Below are 20,498 nucleotides of genomic sequence, written 5' to 3'. Positions count from 1 at the left end.
TCATACCGCCGCGTCGCCGATCGTGAAACAGACGTGAGCGGCCGCTAGAAAGACCAAAAGATGTCCACAGATGTTCACAGGTTCTAACGATTTAACTCACGATTATTTCACGACTTCCTTCCCAATCTCGCTGCATTGGCCAAGCGCGAGAGTATTTTTTATGGCTCTGCAGACAGTCGCTGACGCAGCCTCTTTCCGAACTTCCGAGTTCAATACGCGCGACTCTGCTCGAGCAACAGCAGCTCCCGGTTTTCGTCACTTCCTTGGGACTCCAAACCCATCGCAGCGCTTCCGCGCGTTCGGGATCGACCCGCTCACTTCACCTGAACATCTGCCGAAACTCCGGGCACTGATGCATCGCCTGTCGCGCCGGATGGATGCCGAAATACACTGGCCGCCCCACCGCAGTGGATCGGCGGAGCACTGGGAAAACCCGCTGATCCCCTCAGGTTACACCTATCTGCTGCAATTCGTGGCGCACGATCTGGTTCATTCGGCGATCCCGCTTTCAGTTTCGGGGGGCCTTGGCGCCGGCACCGCCAATGCACGCCGTGCGCCGCTTCGGCTGGAAACCCTGTTCGGAAGCGGTCCTGTCGGATCGCCGCATATTTACGCGCTCGACGCGCCGAGTGACGACCGGCGCACCAAGCTGCGGCTCGGGCGAATGCGCTGGAAAGAGAACGAACCCGTGACCGGCTGCCCGTTTCGCGACATCGCACGGACCCGGGCCGAGAATGTGACGGGGATCGACCGCAGCATTGCAGGCGTCCGGGTTGCCCTCACCGAAGCCCTGGTCGCCGATCCGCGCAATGACGATCACGCCGTGATGTCGCAGCTGACCGCGCTGTTCGCGCTGCTGCACAACGCCCTGATCGATCTCATACGCCGGCAGGAACGCAATAGCGGGCCGAACGGCCGGTTCGGCGCCGCCTATAAGCGCTTCCTGTGCGCCCGCGAGGCCGTTACGCTGATCTACCACAACATTCTTCGCAACGATCTGATGCGGCGGGTCATTCACCCGGAGATCTATGCGGCCTATAGCGGACCGGCTCCGCATTTCATCGATCGGCCTGATGAATCCAGCCAGGGTCTTGCGAACGGCGACTGGGAAATTCCGTTCGAGTTCTCGCACGGCGCGTTTCGCTTCGGTCACGCCATGGTGCGACACGAATACTGCATCAATGATCTGTCGATTCAGGACCTCTACAGCACGCTTGAAAAGACTTCTGCAAACGATCCGGTCAACATGCCGCTCGATGAAACCTGGATGGTGCAGTGGTCGCGCTTCTTCGAGATCAATGAAACCAAGCCGAACTTCAGCCGGCGCATCGGACCGTATCTCAGCGACGGGTTGGGCAACGATCAGATCTTTCCGGCGTTCGACGAGACCGAGCGGGTTGGCCTGCTCTACCGTGATCTGCTCGGCGCCGGGATCGCCGGCATGTGGTCGGTGGACGCGCTGATTGCCGAGATCGCGACCCGGAAACCGCAGTTCATCTCCATGTCACGCTTGCTTGCCGACCGCGCCTATCGCGTCAGCCAGCTCCGCGATTGGCTGGTCGCCGCGCCGGCGTATGGCGCGCTGAAGGCCGAAGACATCGAAACCCTTTCGAACGATCCGCCACTGCCCTTCTTCATCCTGTTCGAAGCGATGCAGCAACCGCAGGCGGAGGGCCAGCGTCTTGGACCGCTCGGCTCGATCATCGTATCGGAAGTGATTTTCGGCGCGCTCGCAGGCGATCCGCGCTCATCCGGCGGCGACACGCTCGCAGGCCAGCTTGCCAATTTGTCTCGCGAATACTATCCGGCGAATTTTTTCCAGGAAATTCCCGACATCTCAAGCATGGCGCAGTTGGTGAAGTTCACCACCGAAATCGCCGAACTACAGCAGGCCGTGCCTGCATTCTTGTGAAGCGGAATTGTTCCGTCTCACCCAACCCGGAGGACTAAGACCATGCAGCGCATCGAAAGGCTACAGGTGACCAACCATGAGCGTTGGGGCAAATTGGTGAAGACCTGGGCGACCGGCACGAACTACCTCGACGACGACAACGTCTATCCGCTGCCGGAGACGATCGACGAGTTCAAGGAGCAGCTCGCCAAGGCCCAGGTATTCGCCACCGTGCCGGATCGCTTCAAGCACATCACGTTCGTGAAGCAGGAACAGGACACGATCACGGTAAAGTTGCCGCCCAAGGTGATGATCGAGGATTCCGAGGCGCTGCTCAACCAGCCCGGAGCCACCTATCCGCTTCCGCCGTTCTACAAGCGCCTGTTCAACGGTATGGATCCCGTGATCCCGGAGAGCGAGAAGTTCAGGGTGCATGCCGAACGTATCGGCGACTACACCATAAGCGCCTGCGCCTGAAGTCCACAAGCGGCCTTGTCACCAGCACAATGGCGCAATGCCTTCGACCGGGAACCCGGCGCCGCGCAAGCTGCGGCGCAGGGTTTCCCACCGCGCCCTGATGGTGATGGGGTGCGCTTGCAGGAGCCAGCGTGTGATGGCCACGTCGGTCGGCGCGTCTGACCCAACCCAAAACGAGCGAATGCCGTTCAGAAATCGCTGCGCTTCCTCGCGCGCCAACTCGGGCTGCCCCAGTTCGAACAGCGCGGCCGCACGCCATGCGGGCAGCGTCTGAATGACATTGTAGGCGCGGTCGCAGGCCTCTATGGCGCCAGCATAGTCGCCGCACAGGAAGTGAATGATGCAGTGATAGCCCCATTCGAGGCGTGAGGGCGCCAGCGAAAGGGCAAGCGATTGGCTGGCGCGTAGCTGAGCTTGTTCGATCGAGCCGCAGAAAGCGCAATAGTGGGCGCTGGACAGCAGCGTCCACGGATCGTTGTCGTTCAGCTCGCAAGCGAGGTCCATGTGCGGCGCCGCCTCGGCCTCACGCAACGCAAACGTATAGGACCAGCCGCAACAGAGATGCGCCCTGGAATCGACCGGATCGAGTTCAACGGCGATTTTCGCCAGTTCAAGGGTCGCCTTTGCCTTGTCGGGATTGCGAAGGACCCCGGGATGCACGAAATGCTCGATGTTGTTCATCTGCACAAGGCTGCTGTAGAACGGCGAGAAAGCAGGATTTTCCCGGATCGAGTCGCGAAAGATCACGACCGCCCGCTGCCAGCTTTCCTTGTCGAACTTCGTGATGAGATTCTGGCCGCGCAGCCAGCGGTCGTGAAGATCGAGTGAAACGTCGGGCTCGCCTGCCAGCCGCATCAGCCGCTCGGTCGACAACTGCACGTTCAAGGAAGTCGCGATGCGGCGGATGATGCGCTGCTGGGTTTCAAACCAGTTGCCGAGGCCGAGCCGGAAGCTCTCGCTCCAGACGTAAATCCCGGAGGTATCGTCCCGCAACACCATCACGATGTTGATTTCGGCGCCCGCCTGGTAGGCGGTGGTCTCGATGCAGTATTGCGGCGCCGTCCCCGAAGCGGGAAGCACGACGGCCGCGGGCGGACGATCAACCACGCTCCATTCGCGGAAGCGCACGAGACAGGCGGCGAGATGCTGGGAGAACCCCTGCACCAGATGGCTGTGGTCCTCGTCGACGCCATGCATCGCAAAGGGCAGCAGCACCAGGCGCATCCTGGCCGATGCATTGACCGATGGCGACATCGGGGCCACCGGCTGGAGAGCGGTCCCCCTGACCATCCTGACAGCGAATTCGTCATTCGCTGCCGACGCGGCCCGATCGACCGGCGCGCGCTCCAGAATGCCGAGCTTGATGTTCGCGACGAGTTCTTCAGTGGCCGACGACGGCTCCATCGCGTAGTCGCGGTCCAGCAGATCCCACAGCGCCTTGTAGATGCGCAACGCACCGGCCGTGTCGCCCTCTTCCGCATGCGCCCGCATCAGATAGCGGCAGGCATATTCATGGGTCGGGTCGAGATTGACGATCGCGGCTGCAATCCTTTTTTTGGAATCGGCGGGAACGCTTGCGGAGGTCAGACCCTCATCGAGATTTCGCATCAGCCGTTCATGGATGGTCTGCCGCTTGGCCAGTACCCAGACCCGGAACGACGGATCGAGATCGTCCATTCCTTCGAGCAGCCGCCCGTCGAGCTGTGGCGTATCGAGCAGCAGCGGGTGAACGCGCCCGCTTTCGGCGAGCTGGATCACACTTTCGATATCGACTTCGATTCGTCCGACGTCGATGCCGATCATCAGCCGCTCCGCGACGAAGCCGTCATATCCGGCCTCCTCCAGCATCGACCGCAGCTCGCGAACGACCTGGCGCAGCGAAGCGCGCGCCTTTTCTTCGTCCGAACGACTCCAGAGCAGGCCGACCAGCCGCTCGCGGCTCTCCTGCTTCATCTCCGACAGCGCGAGGTAACTAAGGACCGCGCCGGCCTTGCGGGTTCGCAGTTCGACCGCCCGGCCGTTGAACCGCACGCCGAGCCGTCCAACCAGCGACACCGAAAGGCGCGGCGCGCTTTCGGGCGCCGCCGTGGCCTTGTCCGCTGTCATGGCGTTTGTGCTGGCCGGCATGCAGGGGTTTCCGGAACCGGTTGGTTAGTTCCAGCCAGTCTATATCAAAGAAACACCTCCGGTATAGGTTGCGCCGCCACCGGTTCGCGCAATCGTATCCTGCAGCCTGGCCGTGACGATTTCGGATGGCTCGAGTTGCAGCCCTGGGGCAATCACGCGGACCACCGGAACGGCGAAGCGCTGGCGCGTCAGATCAAGGCAAAATGTCTCGATTCCCAGTTTCTCCAAACGCTGTACGATCAATTCAAATATCGCGCTCGCTTCAGTTGCGTGAAGGGGAAGATGAGCCGCGTACTCCGCGACCGGCTGCAACAGTCTGCACTGATCGGCATTGATCGCCGCGCGCCGCAGGTGGGTGCGATCCTGGGCGTTGAGCGCGTCATCGCCGCGCTCGCTGCGTTTGGTTGCGACGACAGCATCGGCCAGTTCGAACTGACACATTTCGAGCGTTGCCGAGCGGACCGCGGCCTCGAGCGCCGGCCGCGCGGCGAGGCCGAAAGCAAAACCGGAACCGTCCGCCCGGCACGAGACGGCCGCGACGCAGGGCACGCCGATATCCGTCGTGATATCGAGCAGCCATGTCCGGCGCTGCACCGATGCGCCATGCCGGAGCTGCCGCAACAGACCTTCCACCACCATGCCGGCTTCCTGCGGCGGAATCGATCGGGCCAGTTGACCGCCCCGCCACCACAGGCTGGCCGCATCGCGCTCGATCAATTCCAGCAGGCCGTGCAGTGCTGCGGCATCCCGTGACGGACCGGCGGCCGATCCGATGCTCAGGGGGAATGGCGGCGCGAAGTCGCGCTGCGCCGGCGGACGCCGCAGGCAGATGTCGGCGGGAAGCCACACTTCGCTACCGTCGGTCAGCCGCGTTGCACGACACCAGGAAAGCGCCCGCTCTGGTTGTATGCAGCGTTCCGAAACGGCAGCGACCAGCTCCAGCGCGTTCGGACCGAGTTTTCCGGCCCAGTCGTCGACGCCGGGTTTGAGCAACACGTCGCGCCCGGTCTGCAATTGAGAGAGATACTCGATTCCCTCGCCGACGCAGCCCTGAAATGCATCCCGCAACGTCAGACCGACGCCGGAAACGCCGACCATCGGGCTTCCGTCATGCAAGGGATCAGCAAGCGCTGGATCGAATTGCGCACCAAAGCTGAACAGGCCGGGTGCATCGGGTGAGGCCAGTTCGAACACCCGCGCAAATCGGGAAGCAGCGATCAGCAAATCGGCACGATTCGCGGCCTCCGAATCCATCCGGTTGCTGGATTCCGAGGCATATTCCAGCGCCTGCAGGATACGTCCGGCATCGTAATCGCCGGCGGCGTCCACTCCGTTGCCGAGAAGCAACGATGCCGCGCGTGCAAACAATTCCTGTATCGAATTTTCGGTACCGCTCACGGTGACCTCACGACTTGACGGGCAGGCTGCGGACGAGAGGCCAGCCCGCCCTCGCCCTGGAGGAATTTATGCTCGCGAAAGCCTTAGTCATAGCCATGGCAGCAGATATTGCCCGTTCAGACTATGCCAAGCCGACCTTGATTCGTAGTCGTAGCCGCGAGTGGCTGATCGCCTGCCGTTGGGGACCAGAGGGCGAATATCTTTCGATCGCGACGGCCGGCCCGATCACGGAGCCTCTCGCGCTGGTTGCACCGCAGGTAATCGCGCCGATCCACTGCCTGGTCGGCGTATTGGTTTCCGAATCGGAATCGCAATCCACCAGCACGTTCCTGTTGGTGCGTCAGTTGCCTGGTGCGATCGAGCTCGCCGGTACATTTTTTCCGGCTGATGGCTACGTGCTGCTGCAGGACCACGGCGATATCCATCTCGTCTGCAAGGCGCGCTATTCGCACAGCTGCGGCTGGCTCGACGGCAAGGAGATCCGCAAGGACATTCCCGATCCGGCGCCCTATTCGGCCGAGGCAATGTCCTGGCATATCGAAGCGACGCGCCGTGACTGGATCGGCGAGTTCATTCCCGGCAGCAGGCCGCCGGAGCGGCTTGCGATTCGCGCGACGGGCTGACGCCTCCAACCGGATTTGTGAGGCGGCACAGGATTGCTGCTCGTCTTCCTGCGGAAGACTATCCTCGCGAGGGAAACTTCCGCTGCTCACCAAGATCGACAGTATTCAGACGTGCAACCGTGGCCTTGGTCCCGGAAGTTCGATCGGCGATGCTTTCAACCAGCTTCGCGATGCAAGACCGGACGCGCGGACTGGGCGTTCGCGCATAGGCCTTGAGAACGCGCAAGGCGCCCGGCTCGGCAAGCAAGCGAACCGCTGAATTCATGCCGGGAGATCCAGCCTGGGAAGATTCAAAAAACTCGCCAACCGAGACGTCCAGCACGGAAGCGATTTGCGCCAACCGGCTCGCGCCAACCCGGTTGGCGCCTCGTTCGTATTTCTGCACCTGTTGAAAGGTAACGCCGATTCGTTCTGCGAGTCTGGTTTGGCTGATGCCGCGGTTGATCCGCAACATACGAATCCTGGCACCCACCATCGCATCGAGCGGGCCAGACTTCCTCGTCGCCATGTGCGGCTCCCAACTGTTCAGGCTGGAACCTTAGCACAACCTCAGGGAGCTCAGGATACTAATTTGCGATCACAGGAAGCATTTTTACGCGCTGCTCGACATTGACGTGGTCAATCGTCAACCGCCCGTTGGGGTCGATCGCCGCCTTCATGGCCGGCGGGCGGCCGGTTTCGAGAAATTGCTGCAGGACGGCACGGCTCTCGTCCGAGAGCGCAAACAGCCCGCGCATCAATTCAAAGAATCCCGGTTCTTCCGCTACATAGAGCAGTTCGCGCAGCTCCGCGCCGGTGTATTGCCCCAGTGCCGTCAAAAGCCATTCGGTTTGGTCATTCGGATCGCTCTCAGGCACGCGATTCAGATAGTAGACAACCGATTCCGCACTCATTTCATCCCCCGGTACCTCGATAGCTCCCAGGCCCCCCGCTCCCGGTCGGCATTCTGGCAGCTAACTCCCGAGCCTAACACTGCTCGGGCCTTCGTGATTTCAGCGTGATCGCGAGCACGACGGCGCCCGAACTTCAGTTCCGCAGCTCCAGCCTGGTCAGGGCTGTGCCGAACTGGCGCAGCTGGGTGCTACCTGGCGCAAGATTCTTCCGCCGTTCGGTAGCGATTTGGGACTTCCCATTGCAAAAAAACCTAATCGCCTCACCCGCGGTATCAGAAGGCCTTCGCGATGGCGCGCTGCGCGTCCTGCTGAATCGCCTTCAGATGGTTCCGGTCCCGGAAACTCTCGGCGTAGATCTTGTAGACGTCTTCGGTGCCCGATGGCCGCGCGGCAAACCATCCCGCCTCGGATTCGACCTTGATGCCGCCGAAGGATTGATCGTTACCCGGCGCCCGGGTCCGAATCGCACTGACCGGTTCACCGGCAAGCTGGCGCATATCAAGCTGCTCCGGCCCGAGCGCCTTCAGCGCACTCTTCTGTTTCGGCGTCGCCGGCACGTCGATCCGCTCGTAATAGGGTACGCCGAGTTCGGCCGTGAGGGTGGCAAACAACTGGCTCGGGTCGCGGCCGGTGCGCCCGAGGATTTCGGCGGCGAGCAGCCCCATCACCATGCCGTCCTTGTCGGTCGTCCAGACCGAGCCGTCGCGCTTGAGGAACGAAGCACCGGCGCTTTCCTCGCCGGCGAATCCGAACGCACCGGTGCCGAGGCCTTCGACGAACCATTTGAAGCCGACCGGGGTTTCGACCAGCTTGCGTTTCAGCTTACCGGCGACACGGTCGATGATCGAGCTGGAGACGATGGTCTTGCCGATCGCGGCCTCGCTGCCCCATTGCGGCCGATGCTCGAACAGATAGGCGATTGCCGCGGCGAGAAAATGGTTCGGGTTCATCAGGCCGCCCGTGCGCGTCACGATGCCGTGCCGGTCGGCGTCGGTATCGTTGGCAAAGGCGACGTCGAACCTGTCGCGCATCGCAATCAGGCTCGCCATCGCGAACGGCGAGGAACAATCCATGCGGATTTTTCCATCCCAGTCCGCCGTCATGAACCGAAACGTCGGATCGACGGCATCGTTGACGATGGTCGCATCTATCCCATAACGCTCGATCAGCGGCGCCCAGTAGTTAACGGCGGCGCCGCCCAGCGGATCGATCCCGATTTTCACGCCCGATGATTTGATCAGCGCCATGTCCACGGCATTGCCGAGATCGGCGACATAGGGACTGACATAGTCGTGCAGATGTGTCGAAGGCGCCTTGCGGGCGCGCTCATACGACACCCGCACAACGCCCTTCATGTCGGCTTCCATGTAGGCGTTGGCGGCCTTTTCGACCCTGGCCGTCACATCCGTGTCGGCCGGGCCACCATGCGGCGGGTTGTATTTGTAGCCACCATCCTCGGGCGGATTATGCGACGGCGAGATGACGACGCCATCGGCAAGTCCGCTCGTTCGGCCTTTATTGTAGCTCAGGATCGCATGCGAGATCACGGGCGTCGGCGTGTAGCCGCCGCGCTCGTCGATCATGATGTCGACGCCGTTGGCGGCAAACACTTCCACCGCACTCACAAGCGCCGGCTCGGCGAGCGCATGGGTATCGATGCCGACGAACAGCGGACCGGTGAGCCCGGTTTCGCGGCGGTGGTCGCAGATCGCCTGAGTCGTCGCCAGGATATGGTTTTCGTTGAACGAGTTCTTCAGCGAAGTCCCGCGGTGCCCCGAGGTTCCGAAGGCAACTCGCTGGGTGGGATCGGAGGGATCCGGTTTCGACGTGAAATAGGCCGTTACCAGCTGCGGCACATTGACAAGGGAGGCGGGGATCGGCCGGTTTGCCGGCAGCGGGATTGGGAGCAGTCACGAGACCTCACGGAATGGGTGGTTTCGCCTGACTATACGTAGAAGCGATGACGTGGGCAAAGTTGAGCATGGCGCCTCCGACGCAAGCCGATGCAGCAGCCTCTAGTAAACGTTGCGTTGCCGGTAGGGTTTCCTGTCGCCGTGCGCGAAATAAGGGTTGTTCAGGCATTGCGCCGCGCGGCCCGACGCGGACGCGGCGCACTGCGCCAGCGAAGTAAAGCTGCAGTCGATGTAGTTGCCGTCAATGCCGTAGGTTTGCAGGCAAACCGGGAAGCTTGGATCATAGGTCTGCGCGCGCGCGGGCGCCGCGACCAGCATCGTTCCGATCGTCAGAATCGTGCAAGCCAATACGCGCATTTGGGGGCTCCTTCAGGACAGGGGGACAAGCCAATGGGGGAGCTTGGCTACTTCCTATCCACAAACAGATAGGAAGTAATAGAAAATCAGCCACGCGCAAAAGGGTCGCTCGCCTGGCGCTCTCGGACAGATGCGGTCGGGCGGTCGGGCAATCGGATGCCCCGTCTGTGTCGTGTTCAGCGGCCCCTCGTAGTCGGTATGCGCTCCGGGCGTTCAGCTTGGGGGACCGCCATCACGCCGGCAGGCTGCTCGGTCCGTATCTGAGGCTTGTTGAGGCAGGGCTGGCCGGCTCCTCGCAACGCGCCTGGTAATTCTTCAACGCGAGACGCATGTCATCCGGCAACGCAATCGATTTGTGATCCACCAGCGAGGTCGTCACGGTTACGAAGGTGGCGCGGACGCACTCGGTGCCATCCTTGAACGCGTGAACCGTGAGCTTCATCGAGGTGCGTCCGATGTCGCGCACGATGACGGCGACGTCGAGCACGTCGCCCATGCTGCTGGGCTTGGCGAAATCCGCCGAGACGTGCGCATAGCCGAGGCCGGTCCGCCGTGTTCCGACCAGTTCATGATAGGGCAGTCCCAGCGCATCGCCGTACCAGTCCTCGATCACGCCGTTGAACAAATTGAGATATTCCGGCGTGTACACGATCCCGGCCGGATCGCACGAGCCGAAGCGTACCCGCAGGCGCGTGCGCCAGACGCCGCTCGGCAACTCGGAGAATGTCAGGGATTCAAAACGGGCCATGCGGTGGGCTCATTTAGTTTAGACCTAAAGCATTATTTTATAGCCGGGCCGGCGTGCAGAGTCGAGCATTGAAGTCTCCAGACGCCGTGCCACGCCCCTCAATCGGCGATTCCGTGTCGAGGCGCACAGGCGCCTTTTCAGAAATTTAAGCGGTTTCCTGCGTGGCGGAGGCGCGCCCCGCTTGCTTCGCCACGATATCCTCTACTACGGTCGTGGGTGCTGCAGGCAACCGAACGGGGATCGTTCGGGCCGGGCACTTGATTTGGTCCCAAAGGATTTACACGTTCATTTCAGAGCCTTTGTGCCGATCCGCTCGGCTGCACAGGGAACGTCGGGAGACATGGATTTGATGGCCGGCAAGGAGATCGCGCTGATCGACAAAGAGAACATGGCCGAGGACGACACGGACAACCGCGCCCAGGTCAGGGTATGGCTTCGCCTGCTTGCCTGTACGTCCTTGATCGGTGCCGAGCTTCGCCGTCAGTTCCGCGAAGAGTTCGACTTCACGATGCCGCGCTTTGACGTGCTGGCGCAACTCGATCGCGAGCCTGTCGGGCTGGTGCTGGGCGAGCTGCCAAAGCGGTTGATGGTCACGGCCGGGAATCTGACCCCGATCGTGGATCGCCTGGTCGAAGACGGCTTCATCACGCGGTCGCCGTCGCCGCTCGACCGCCGCGTGCAGATCGTCTGCATGACGTCCGCGGGCAGGAAGGCGTTCAGGCGGATGGCGAAGAAGCACGGCCTCTGGCTGGCTTCGCTGTTGGCCGAGGTTCCGAAAGGGCGGCTTGACGGATTGGTCAAGGAGCTCGACGACCTGAAGAACGCCGTGAAGCGCGCGACGGAGCAGGCCCGCGCTTGATCGCGCGCGCCGCAAGGCTAGCGGCGCAGTCTGTATCCTGCGGCATCGCGGTCCCACGTATCGGGAGTCCTCCCGGCCTCGCGCAGCGCGACCTTTCGGATCTTGCCGTTCTCGGTGAGCGGCATTTCGGCGACGATCCGGACAAACCGCGGAACGGCGAAATAGGCCATCTTGCCCTCGCAATGCTTGACGACATCGATCGGCTCCAGTGCATGGCCGGGTTCGAGCTGAACGGCCGCCGCAACCTCGTCCTCGCCGAGCTCGGATGGCAGCGGATAGACGGCGCAGGCAGCGATCGCCGGATGCTTCAGCATCACCTGCTCGACCTCCCAGGATGAAACATTTTCGCCGCGCCGGCGGATGGAATCCTTCATCCGATCGACGAAGCGGTAATGGCCATCCGCATCGCGCACGACGCGATCGCCGGTGTGAAACCAGAGATTTCGCCACGCTTCGGCCGTCTTGTCCGGCATTCCGAAATAGCCCGTCGAGAATGCGAGCGGCTCGCGCGAGCGCAGCAGCAACTCACCGGCCTCACCGTCAGGGAGAGGCGCGTCGTCGGGATCGACGATGCAGGCCTCCGCGCCCTCGACAAGATGGCCCATCGTGCCGGGGCGATCGGACGGGTTCGTGCCCGCGAACACGAAATTCGTTTCGGTCGAGCCGTAGCCGTCGAGCAGCGGCACGCCAAATCGTTCGAGAAACAGACCGTGAAACTGACCGGGGACGCCGCCGCCGAGCGCGACCCGCAGGAAATGCGCGGTGTCGTCCGCGGATTTCGGTTGCGCCAGCAGCATCACGGCCATCGCGCCGAGGAGATAGCCGACGGTTGCCTGATGCCGTCGCGCCGCGGCCCAGAAACCGGAGGCGGAGAATTTCGGCTCCAGCGCGTAGGTGCAGCCGTTCAGCACCGCCTGGTAGAACGCATTCAGCGCATTGGTGTGGAACAGCGGCAGCGTCGTGAACAGCACGTCGCCCTCGCGGATGCCGAGCGCGCGCGCCGAGTAGACGCCCCACCAGAACATCTGTGCCTGCGGGCAGCAGACGCCTTTTGAAGGCCCCGTGGTGCCCGACGTATAGAGGATCGCGACCGTGTCGTCCGGCTGCACCGGCGCGGGCGATGCCCCCTCGCCGAGCGCGGGCAGCGGCGTGATCGATCCTGATATGGCCGGAAGCGCGGCGCCTTCTCCGATCGTCCAGACAAGATCCGGCAGCGCGACGTCACGCTCCAGCGTTTCGATCGCCGGCATGAAGCCCTGCTCGATCACCAGCAGTTTCGGCGCGGAATTGCGCAGGATGTGGCTGAGCTGGATGCCGCGCAGCGCGGTGTTGATCGGCACGGTCACGGCGCCCATCCAGGCACAGCCAAGATAGACTTCCAGAAATTCCGGCCGATTCGAACACATCAGCGCGACACGGTCGCCGGCCTGAATTCCGGCGCGCATCAGGCGGGCCGCGGATGCGGCGGCGATCGCAGCCGTCTCGGCATAGCTCCATCGTGTTTCGCCGAAGACAAACAGCGTGCGGTCGCGGTATTGCGCGGCCTGCCGCGTCAGAATGGTCGAGAGAACCCGGTCCGCCGGCGGGAAGCGCTCGACCGCCTGCGACCAGATCGGCGTACCCTGCCGCTGCCTGGCCGCGCTGCTCTCACCTGCCTGCACACGCGCCTCCCAAAGGTTTCGCCGGGCTGGTCTGCGATAGATCGCTCTTGGCCGACGAGATAGTTTAGGCTTAAACTATTCACGAAAGCTGCCGCCGCAGCAAGGGGCAGCACGCGGGTTCCGGCGGCCATCCGTTTCGGCGGCTGGAGGCACGAACAGGAGCGACGTCCACAATGAGCCTCGACACGTATCGATCGCCATCCGATGCCTTCGCAGCCACGGCCGCAAGGCGGCCGGACGCGCCATTCCTGCTGGCGCCTGCAAGCGCGGGACTGCCCTACGCGCCGGAAGGATTCAAGATCGAATACGGCGCGTTCAAGACCGAAGTAGATCGGCTGCGCGCCGAATACGCGGCTGCCGGCTACGGACGCGGGGCGCGGGTTGCCTTGCTGCTTGAAAATCGCCCGGTCTTCTTCCTGCATTGGCTCGCTCTCAATGCGCTCGGGGTTTCGATCGTTCCGATCAACCCGGACGTCCGGCCCGACGAATTGTCCTTTCAGCTAGAGCTGTCACAGGCCGACCTGCTGGTGGCGACGCCGGATCGCATGCAGGTGACGAAGGGGGCGGCACTCGGGCGCGCCCGCCTGATCGATACCGACAGCCGCATTCCCCCATGCCGGACGGACGTCGTCGCGCAGGATGCCGAGTTCAACGCCGAATGCGCGCTGCTGTTTACTTCAGGCAGCACCGGCAAGCCGAAAGGCTGCATGCTCTCGAACCGCTATTTCCTGCAGGTCGCCGACTGGTACCTCGCACAGGGCGGCGTCGCCGAGCTGCAGCCGGACCGCGAGATCAACCTGACGCCGCTGCCGATGTTTCACATGAACGCGCTCGGCTGCAGCGCGGTCGGCATGATGGTGCTCGGCGGCGCCGTGGTGCCGCTCGACCGATTTCACGCCAACCGATGGTGGCAATGCGTGGCCGATAGCGGCGCAACCGTCGTGCATTGTCTCGGCGTCATCCCCGCCATTCTGCTGCAACTGCCGGTGACCGAGGTGGAACGGCAGCACCGCGTGCGTTTCGCCTTTGCGCCCGGCGTCGATGTCCGCCACCGCGCCACCTTCGAGGATCGCTATCGTATCCCGATCGTCGAGGCCTGGGCGATGACCGAGACCGGCGGCGCGGCGGCCACCACCACGTCGCGCGAACCGGCAGGCTTTGGCGCGCGCTGCGTCGGCCGGCCATCTGAAGGCATGGAATATCGCCTCGTTGACGATCAGGGCGGCGATGTCGCCCTTGGGAAACCCGGCGAATTGCTGGTCCGCGCCAAGGGCGACGATATCAGGGCCGGATTCTTCAGCGGCTATCTAAAGGACGAGGAAGCCACCGAAGCGGCGTGGCAGGACGGCTGGTTCCATACCGGAGACCTCGTCTTCGCCGACGAAGACGGGCTGATGTATTTCTTCGATCGCAAGAAGACCATCGTGCGGCGCAGTGGCGAGAACATCGGCGTGCTCGAGGTCGAAAGCGCGCTCTACATGGATACGCGTATCGGCGGCTGTGCGGTGACGCCCGTTCCCGACGACATCCGCGGCGAAGAGGTTTTTGCTTTCATCGTGCCGAATGCTGAGATCGACGACGCAGATGCGCTCGCGGCCTCGATCGTCAAGACCTGCGCCGAGCGCCTCGCCTATCACAAGGTGCCCGGCTATATCGCCATCGTCGACGAACTGCCGCTATCGTCGACGCGCAAGCTCGCCCGGGGCGAGATCAAGACGCTCGCGGCGGCTTCCGTCAATGACAAGCGCGCGATCGACATGCGCGCGCTCAAGGCCAGGCTGCGCCACGCCTGAGCCGCGGGCCTGCCGCCGTCACGGCAGCAGCTTGTACTTGCCGTTTTCGATCTGGACCAGAATACGTGAGCGACTGTCCACGCCGTGACGATCGGCCGGCGTATAGGTGTAAACGCCATGTGTACCCACGACTTCCTTGGTCGTGAACAGCGCTTCGCGCAGCGCGTTGCGGAATGCCGGCGTGCCGGGCACCGCACCCGTCGCCTTGGCGCGCTTGGCGGCATCCATGAACACCAGCCAGCCATCGAAGGCATAGGGCGAAAACCCATCGGTCGGCGCCTCGCCATTGGCCTTCTCATAGGCGGCGCGGAACGCAAGCCCGACCTTGCGGATCGGATTGCTCTCGGGAAGCTGCTCGGCTGCCGTTATCGGCCCGGTCGGGCAGATGATGCCCTCGGCCGATTTGCCGGCAAGCCGCAGCAAGTCGGCGCTGATCATCCCATTGTTGCCGTAGAGCGGTCCCTTGTAGCCACGCTCGGACAAGGTGATCACCGGCAGCGCGCCCGGCGTCCCGGTGCCACCCAGCATGATCGCGTCGGGCCGCGCCGAGACCGCACGCAGCACCTGCGCGGTGACTGAATTGTCGGAACGCGCATAGCGCTCATTCGCGACCACCTTGATATTGGCCGCTTCAGCAGTTTGCAGCAGGGCGTTATAGAACAGATCGCCGAGAGCGTCGGAGAAGCCGATGAAGGCGACGGTCTTCACGCCGCGGCTCTTCATGTGATCGACGATGCCCTGAACGAGGAGCGGCATCGGCTGTGGCGTTTGCACCACCCACGGCCCGCCCTCCCCGGCAGGCACCGGCGCGATCGGCGAGACCGCCACCATCGGGACCTTCATCTCGATCGCAGCCGTGGCCATCGCCAGCGTCTGCGGTGCGCCGGACGTGCCGATCAGGAAGTCGACCTTCTCCTGTTCGACCAGCTTGCGGGCGATGCGCGTCGAAGCGGCCGGGTCAGAGCCGTCGTCGAGCTGGATGACGCGAACTTTTTCGCCATCGACCTCGCCGATATAGGTCTGGCCCGCGGCCAATCCTTTGGCGTTCGGCACGCCGATCGAGGACACCGGTCCGCTCAGGCCGGTGACGAAACCGACGAGGATGTCGGCACGCGCCGGTGCCATAGCGCCGAGCAGAAGCGCGGCGCTGATCAACAGAGTCTTGTTGTTTTTCATGATCTCACTCGATGTGGACGAATGGGCTCAACCCTGCCCGGGTACCAGCGCAAGGACACGCAGCGGACTGCCGGAGCCGTTCTGGATCTTGAGCGGCGCGGCCACGATCACAACACCCGTCGGCGGAAGCTGGTCGAGATTGCACAGGCATTGCAGCCCGTAACGCCCGCCACCGTGCAGGAAATGGTGCGCCGGATAGGGCGGATCGAGATGACCGGCCTGGCCGGCATCCGTCCCGATCGTCTCGGTGCCAAGGCCGATGATGCCGCGCTCCTCGACCAGCCAGCGCATCACGGCGGCATCCGGCCCGGGCGTGTGTGCGCCGTCGTCCTTCAAATTGGCGTAGTCGCGCCAGCCTTTCTTCGACCAGTCGGTGCGCAGCAGCACCCAGTGCCGTTCCGGAATCCGCCCGTGGTTTTTTTCCCAGGCCTCGACCACCGGAATCGTCAAAAGGAAATCCGCATCCTTTGCAGCTTGCGCCGAGCAATCGATCACGCAGGCCGGCGCGATCATGTCGCGCACCGGGAGCGTGTCGACTGCGTTGTTCGGCAGATCCTTGCCGGTGAACCAGTGGATCGGCGCGTCGAAATGCGTACCGGTGTGCTCGCCGAAGGTCAGGTTGTTCCAGTACCAGGCAGGACCACTCGCGTCGTAGCGCGAAATCTGCTGGATGCGCACAGGCGCGGCCTGGCCGAATTCCGGCGGCAGTCCGATGACGGGGAAGTCCGGGCTGAGCGTAAACGTCAGATCGACGACGCGCACCGCGCCGGATGCGACCGCGCCGGCAAATTGCATGAGACCATTGCTGTCCATTGCGCTTCTCCCGTTTTCAGCGAACCCGCCTACGCCCCGAGTTCACGCTCGACCGCCTTGGGGTTGGCCGCAAGGCGCTGGCGAATGTCCTCGGCGACATCACCCACGAACACATCTTCCAGTCCGCGCTTGAGCGCCGACACGATCGCGCTCGCAACCGCACGGGGCGCGACCTTCGGCGGCGGCACCGTCTGGAACCATTCGATATCGAGCGGCCCTGTGAACACGTTGACCACCTTGACGCCGCCCGGGCGAAGCTCCGCCCGCAGGCAGTGCGACAATGAGAGACAAGCTGCCTGCGACGCTGAATACGCACCGAACACCGGCCAGTTCGCCAGCGCATAGACCGACAGGATATTGACCCAGGCAGCTGCGCTGTTGACGCCATCGGAGCCCCGCATCCGCATCGCAGGCCCAAACGCCTGCGCCAGATGCACGAAGCCGAGGTAGCTCTGGTCGATCTCGTCGCGCAGGACGCTGGTGCCCTGACGATCGAGCAGCCCGCCGGCGCGGACATGCTCGGAAGTGTTGATGAGGATATCGACCTTGCCGCCGATATCAGCCGCGAGATCCGCGACGGACTTCTCGTCGCCGATATCGAGCGGCACGATCTCGACGCCCTCGAGCGCGCGCAGCGCATCCTCGCCGCGGAACGGCTTCCACGGCTCGGCGACGCCGACGAATACGATCGCTGCCCCGGCTGCCTTCAGCCCGGCCACCGTTTCCTGACCGACGATGCTCCGCCCGTTCGTCACCAGAACGCGCCGGAATTTTGGATCGGCGGTCATCTCACGCCACTGCCTGTCATCCGTCATGTTGGGGGTCTCACGTTCGGGGTGCGCGAAGGCCACTGCCTGCCCGCTCTTGTCCAATTGAAACGACATCACGACCGGCTGCCCCTCTTCGCAATCGGCATGCAGGTGCGTCACCAGTTTCGGCCCGCATTCCATCGCAACCAGGCCGACGCGCCACGGCGCGCGTTCGCGGAAGTGTACATCGGCCGGGACGTGCAGCGTGGTTTCGCTCAAGAGCGTGCCGCGCCGCGGCGCGTCCGCGAAAATAAGATCGGCGGAAAGGCATGCGGGGCACGCATCACGCGCCGGATAGCAGAACGCCCGGCAACCGCCGCAGCGCTGCAGCATGAAACGGCCTTCGGCGGCGGCCCGCGTAAAGCCGTGCGACGCGCGGCTGCGCGCGCGCGGCGGCGACGTCGGCAACCGCGTCCGCAACAGCGGATTCTTCCGGCGCGGTTTTACGATCGGTTCGATCATGAGCCTGGTCCCGCGAGGATCGCCGCGCCCGAGGCGAGGCCGCGATCATAGTTGATCATTCCAAAGCCTGACGCCAACCCGATGCGCGCATCCCTCACCTGCGTCGGACCGGCCTGCCCGAGCACCTGCCGCAATGCCTCGACCACCCCAAGATAGGCGCCGCCCGCGCCGGCCTGCCCGACCGAGAGCTGGCCGCCGGAGGTATTGTGCGGGAAGCTGCCGTCGATCGTAAGGTCATGCTGCCGCACGAAGTCGGGCCCTTCACCTTTGCGACAGAAGCCGAGGTCCTCGAACTGCATCATCGAAATGACGGGGTAATCGTCATAGGTCTGGACGAAGTCGAGATCATCAGGCTTGACGCCGGCCATCGCGTAGAGCTCGTCGACGTCCATCGCCCATCCACCGCGCACCTGAACGGGATCGTCGCTGAACGCATTGTGACGCTCGATCGTAGAGAGAATTTTGGCTGCGGGCAGGTTCAGGGATGCGGCGACCTCCTCGCTCATCACCAGGAAGGCCTCCGCGCCCGCGCACGGCATCACGCAGTCGAACAGATGGATCGGATCGGCGATCGGCCGCGCCGACATGTATTGCTCGATCGTGAGCGGCGCTTTCATCAGGGCATGGGGATTACGAAGCGCGTTGCTGCGCTGAGCCACCGCGATCTTGCCGAAATCCTCGCGCCGCGCACCGAACGTCCGCATGTAGTTGCGCGCGATCAGCGCAAAGCTCGCATTGGCGCCACCGGCGCCATAGGGATAGACGGCATCCTGATTGAAGCGCGAGAAATTCTCCAGCGTGTAGCGGAAGGAGTCGACGTGGTTGGTATCACCCGCCACGCACGCCACGATGCGGGCGTCGCCCGCCTGCACCGCCCGCGCGGCTTTCCGGAGCGCGGCAATCGCGCTCGCGCCCCCGAGCGGAATGGTGTCGATCCATCGCACGCACAGTCCGAAGTGCTGGGTGAGGCTGATCCCGCTATCGAGCCCCGCCGTGAAACTCGAAACACAGAAGCCGTCGATGTCGCGCGGCGTGATCCCGGCCCCATCGACCAGCGATTTCAGCGCGCGGCCGATCCACCATTGCGCGCTCTCGATCGAGTAGCGCGAATAGGGAATCGTTACCGGAACCGCCATCAGGACCCGATCATAAGGTGTTCGGATGGAGTTCTGCATCGGACTGCCGGGTTCCTGTGAGCCGCTTAGAGTACGGTCAGCTTGACGTCGATATTGCCGCGCGTTGCGTTGGAATAAGGGCAACGCTCGTGGGCGCCGGCAACGACTTCCTCGGCGACGGATTTCTCCAGCCCGGGCAACAGTACCTTGAGCTCGACCGTGAGCGCGTAGCCAACCGCGACCGGCCCCATGCCGACCTTGGCGGCAACGGTCGGCTCCGCCGACGGCGTGATCTTGCGCGTGCGCGCGACGAGTTTTACCGCGCCGAGGAAGCACGCGGCATAACCGGCGGCGAAAAGCTGCTCTGGATTGGTTCCCGGTCCACCCGGCCCGCCCAGTGATTTCGGCAGCGACAGCGACACCGACAGAAGCCCGTCGTCGCTCGCGGCCTTGCCGTCGCGCCCGCCGGTCGCGGTTACTTCGGCTTCATACAGAATCTTGTCTGGCTGCAGCATGTCTTGTCCTCAAGAAGTCTTTGGTTTGTCGGCTTGCGAGCGCGCCACGGTGGCGCGGAAATCCTGGCGGGCGCGATCATTGGCGAGCGCGAAGCTCGGCCCCCGGCTCGGCTCGGTGCCGTTGAGGCGCTGCAACTGCACCCACATCTCGGCGCTCTTGAGCGCAACCGCTGCGCAGTTCACCACGGGCGCATGACCGATCTTGAAGCCATGCTCGCTCGCAATCAGGAGGCCGGGCAACACGCCGGCCGGAATGATGACATCGGCGCCGCGATCGACCAGCGGCTGCGCGCAGGCAGCGAAGTCGGCCAGCATGCGCGCCTTTGCCGCCGCGTCGCCAGCGAACGCCGCGCTGAAATCCTCCGGACGGCAACCCATCCCGGTGACATGCACCACGCGGCCGGAAAGCCCGTAACGATCGGCCTGTTCGTAATGCCAGACCTCGAAGGCTGAATCGAGCGTGACAAGGCCGAGCCGCCGCCCAAGCTGCGAGGCCGCGAGCAGCGTGGCCTCGCCAGCGCCGACCACCGGAATCGTGAGCGCCGAGCGCAGTTCGTACAATCCTGGATCCTGGAAGTGACCCATGACATAGGCGTCGAAGCCGTTCTCCTGCGCCGCGAGCCCGTTATCGACCGCCTGGATCGCGCAACGAAATTCGCTCAAGCGACCGAAGTCGCGGTCGGCAGGCGTGATGCCCTCGACGTGGACGCTGGTGCCGGGCGCCGCGATATCGTTCAGATAGGCCGCAAGCCGTGCCATGTAGGGCGCGCTCGTAGCCTGGTCGACGAAGCTCTGCCAGAAGATGCGCACAGCAATATCCTGTTTCACAGGCGAACCGTGCCGAGCCTCGAACCTCCGCGGTCACGGA

18 protein-coding genes and 1 pseudogene are annotated in these 20,498 nt (G+C 63.6%); 5 read left to right on the top strand and 14 right to left on the bottom strand.

Annotated elements, in window-relative coordinates:
- The first annotated feature begins 352 nt into the window (after nucleotides 1-352).
- A complete protein-coding gene (locus V1286_RS02475) occupies nucleotides 353-1,912 on the top strand; it encodes a peroxidase family protein (RefSeq protein ID WP_334477353.1) in 1,560 nt (519 codons plus the stop codon).
- 42 nt (nucleotides 1,913-1,954) lie between these two features.
- Nucleotides 1,955-2,368, top strand: a complete 414-nt coding sequence (locus V1286_RS02470) for a hypothetical protein (RefSeq protein WP_334477352.1) — start codon at nucleotides 1,955-1,957, stop codon at nucleotides 2,366-2,368.
- A gap of 18 nt (nucleotides 2,369-2,386) precedes the next feature.
- Here the strand turns inward: V1286_RS02470 and V1286_RS02465 are convergent, their stop codons facing one another.
- Both V1286_RS02465 and V1286_RS02460 read right to left on the bottom strand, forming a co-directional pair.
- A complete protein-coding gene (locus V1286_RS02465) occupies nucleotides 2,387-4,495 on the bottom strand; it encodes a BTAD domain-containing putative transcriptional regulator (protein WP_334477350.1) in 2,109 nt (702 codons plus the stop codon).
- Nucleotides 4,496-4,534: 39 nt separating this feature from the next.
- Nucleotides 4,535-5,893, bottom strand: a complete 1,359-nt coding sequence (locus tag V1286_RS02460; protein ID WP_334477348.1) for a YcaO-like family protein — start codon at nucleotides 5,891-5,893, stop codon at nucleotides 4,535-4,537.
- Nucleotides 5,894-5,961: 68 nt separating this feature from the next.
- Between V1286_RS02460 and V1286_RS02455 the strand changes: the two genes are divergently transcribed.
- Entirely contained in the window at nucleotides 5,962-6,516 is a 555-nt protein-coding gene (locus V1286_RS02455; RefSeq protein WP_145963705.1) for a hypothetical protein, read from the top strand.
- 58 nt (nucleotides 6,517-6,574) lie between these two features.
- Here the strand turns inward: V1286_RS02455 and V1286_RS02450 are convergent, their stop codons facing one another.
- From V1286_RS02450 to V1286_RS02430, 5 genes and pseudogenes are all read right to left on the bottom strand, one after another.
- Entirely contained in the window at nucleotides 6,575-7,024 is a 450-nt protein-coding gene (locus tag V1286_RS02450; protein WP_334477345.1) for a helix-turn-helix domain-containing protein, read from the bottom strand.
- Nucleotides 7,025-7,082: 58 nt separating this feature from the next.
- Nucleotides 7,083-7,409 carry a hypothetical protein gene (locus tag V1286_RS02445; protein WP_108520433.1) on the bottom strand — a complete coding sequence of 109 codons (327 nt, stop codon included), beginning with the start codon at nucleotides 7,407-7,409 and terminating at the stop codon, nucleotides 7,083-7,085.
- A 272-nt stretch (nucleotides 7,410-7,681) separates the two neighbouring features.
- Nucleotides 7,682-9,323 (bottom strand): annotated as a pseudogene (pgm, locus tag V1286_RS02440) (phosphoglucomutase (alpha-D-glucose-1,6-bisphosphate-dependent)).
- Between the two features lie 101 nt (nucleotides 9,324-9,424).
- Nucleotides 9,425-9,679: a DUF3551 domain-containing protein gene (locus tag V1286_RS02435; protein WP_334477342.1), complete on the bottom strand. Its 255-nt coding sequence runs from the start codon at nucleotides 9,677-9,679 to the stop codon at nucleotides 9,425-9,427.
- A 232-nt stretch (nucleotides 9,680-9,911) separates the two neighbouring features.
- Complete coding sequence (locus V1286_RS02430; RefSeq protein WP_334477340.1) at nucleotides 9,912-10,427, bottom strand: acyl-CoA thioesterase; 516 nt, start codon at nucleotides 10,425-10,427, stop codon at nucleotides 9,912-9,914.
- Between the two features lie 340 nt (nucleotides 10,428-10,767).
- Between V1286_RS02430 and V1286_RS02425 the strand changes: the two genes are divergently transcribed.
- Complete coding sequence (locus V1286_RS02425; protein WP_334477338.1) at nucleotides 10,768-11,286, top strand: MarR family winged helix-turn-helix transcriptional regulator; 519 nt, start codon at nucleotides 10,768-10,770, stop codon at nucleotides 11,284-11,286.
- Nucleotides 11,287-11,303: 17 nt separating this feature from the next.
- Here the strand turns inward: V1286_RS02425 and V1286_RS02420 are convergent, their stop codons facing one another.
- Entirely contained in the window at nucleotides 11,304-12,947 is a 1,644-nt protein-coding gene (locus V1286_RS02420) for an ATP-dependent acyl-CoA ligase (protein ID WP_334477336.1), read from the bottom strand.
- 173 nt (nucleotides 12,948-13,120) lie between these two features.
- Between V1286_RS02420 and V1286_RS02415 the strand changes: the two genes are divergently transcribed.
- Nucleotides 13,121-14,740: an AMP-binding protein gene (locus V1286_RS02415; RefSeq protein WP_334477334.1), complete on the top strand. Its 1,620-nt coding sequence runs from the start codon at nucleotides 13,121-13,123 to the stop codon at nucleotides 14,738-14,740.
- Nucleotides 14,741-14,758: 18 nt separating this feature from the next.
- Here V1286_RS02415 and V1286_RS02410 read toward each other — a convergent pair whose 3' ends face one another.
- Genes V1286_RS02410 through V1286_RS02385 form a run of 6 tightly spaced genes read right to left on the bottom strand, consistent with a single transcriptional unit; the run spans nucleotide 14,759 to nucleotide 20,440 of the window.
- Nucleotides 14,759-15,916 (bottom strand): ABC transporter substrate-binding protein, encoded by a 1,158-nt coding sequence (locus V1286_RS02410; protein WP_334477332.1) that lies wholly within the window; start codon nucleotides 15,914-15,916, stop codon nucleotides 14,759-14,761.
- A gap of 27 nt (nucleotides 15,917-15,943) precedes the next feature.
- Nucleotides 15,944-16,729, bottom strand: a complete 786-nt coding sequence (locus V1286_RS02405; RefSeq protein WP_334477330.1) for a cyclase family protein — start codon at nucleotides 16,727-16,729, stop codon at nucleotides 15,944-15,946.
- Between the two features lie 29 nt (nucleotides 16,730-16,758).
- Nucleotides 16,759-18,000 carry an SDR family NAD(P)-dependent oxidoreductase gene (locus tag V1286_RS02400; protein ID WP_334477329.1) on the bottom strand — a complete coding sequence of 414 codons (1,242 nt, stop codon included), beginning with the start codon at nucleotides 17,998-18,000 and terminating at the stop codon, nucleotides 16,759-16,761.
- A complete protein-coding gene (locus V1286_RS02395) occupies nucleotides 17,997-19,175 on the bottom strand; it encodes a thiolase family protein (protein WP_334477328.1) in 1,179 nt (392 codons plus the stop codon). The genes V1286_RS02400 and V1286_RS02395 overlap by 4 nt, the downstream gene beginning before the upstream one ends.
- A gap of 26 nt (nucleotides 19,176-19,201) precedes the next feature.
- Nucleotides 19,202-19,630, bottom strand: a complete 429-nt coding sequence (locus V1286_RS02390; RefSeq protein ID WP_334477327.1) for an organic hydroperoxide resistance protein — start codon at nucleotides 19,628-19,630, stop codon at nucleotides 19,202-19,204.
- Nucleotides 19,631-19,639: 9 nt separating this feature from the next.
- Entirely contained in the window at nucleotides 19,640-20,440 is an 801-nt protein-coding gene (locus V1286_RS02385; protein ID WP_334477325.1) for an aspartate/glutamate racemase family protein, read from the bottom strand.
- Between the last annotated feature and the right edge of the window lie 58 nt (nucleotides 20,441-20,498).

It is taken from the genome of Bradyrhizobium algeriense, assembly GCF_036924595.1.
In the GTDB taxonomy this organism is placed as follows: domain Bacteria; phylum Pseudomonadota; class Alphaproteobacteria; order Rhizobiales; family Xanthobacteraceae; genus Bradyrhizobium; species Bradyrhizobium algeriense.
The sequence above is the reverse complement of the archived record's forward strand: the minus strand, read 5'-3'. Positions and strand labels throughout refer to the sequence as shown.

Bases quoted from the DNA above. Each gene is read 5' to 3' on its own strand.
- V1286_RS02435 (WP_334477342.1), bottom strand. From the start codon at position 9,679: ATGCGCGTATTGGCTTGCACGATTCTGACGATCGGAACGATGCTGGTC.
- V1286_RS02430 (WP_334477340.1), bottom strand. From the start codon at position 10,427: ATGGCCCGTTTTGAATCCCTGACATTCTCCGAGTTGCCGAGCGGCGTC.
- V1286_RS02455 (WP_145963705.1), top strand. From the start codon at position 5,962: ATGCTCGCGAAAGCCTTAGTCATAGCCATGGCAGCAGATATTGCCCGT.
- V1286_RS02470 (WP_334477352.1), top strand. From the start codon at position 1,955: ATGCAGCGCATCGAAAGGCTACAGGTGACCAACCATGAGCGTTGGGGC.
- V1286_RS02475 (WP_334477353.1), top strand. From the start codon at position 353: ATGCATCGCCTGTCGCGCCGGATGGATGCCGAAATACACTGGCCGCCC.
- V1286_RS02390 (WP_334477327.1), bottom strand. From the start codon at position 19,630: ATGCTGCAGCCAGACAAGATTCTGTATGAAGCCGAAGTAACCGCGACC.
- V1286_RS02395 (WP_334477328.1), bottom strand. From the start codon at position 19,175: ATGCAGAACTCCATCCGAACACCTTATGATCGGGTCCTGATGGCGGTT.
- V1286_RS02450 (WP_334477345.1), bottom strand. From the start codon at position 7,024: ATGGCGACGAGGAAGTCTGGCCCGCTCGATGCGATGGTGGGTGCCAGG.
- V1286_RS02425 (WP_334477338.1), top strand. From the start codon at position 10,768: ATGGATTTGATGGCCGGCAAGGAGATCGCGCTGATCGACAAAGAGAAC.
- V1286_RS02465 (WP_334477350.1), bottom strand. From the start codon at position 4,495: ATGCCGGCCAGCACAAACGCCATGACAGCGGACAAGGCCACGGCGGCG.
- V1286_RS02445 (WP_108520433.1), bottom strand. From the start codon at position 7,409: ATGAGTGCGGAATCGGTTGTCTACTATCTGAATCGCGTGCCTGAGAGC.
- V1286_RS02415 (WP_334477334.1), top strand. From the start codon at position 13,121: ATGAGCCTCGACACGTATCGATCGCCATCCGATGCCTTCGCAGCCACG.
- V1286_RS02410 (WP_334477332.1), bottom strand. From the start codon at position 15,916: ATGAAAAACAACAAGACTCTGTTGATCAGCGCCGCGCTTCTGCTCGGC.
- V1286_RS02400 (WP_334477329.1), bottom strand. From the start codon at position 18,000: ATGATCGAACCGATCGTAAAACCGCGCCGGAAGAATCCGCTGTTGCGG.
- V1286_RS02405 (WP_334477330.1), bottom strand. From the start codon at position 16,729: ATGGACAGCAATGGTCTCATGCAATTTGCCGGCGCGGTCGCATCCGGC.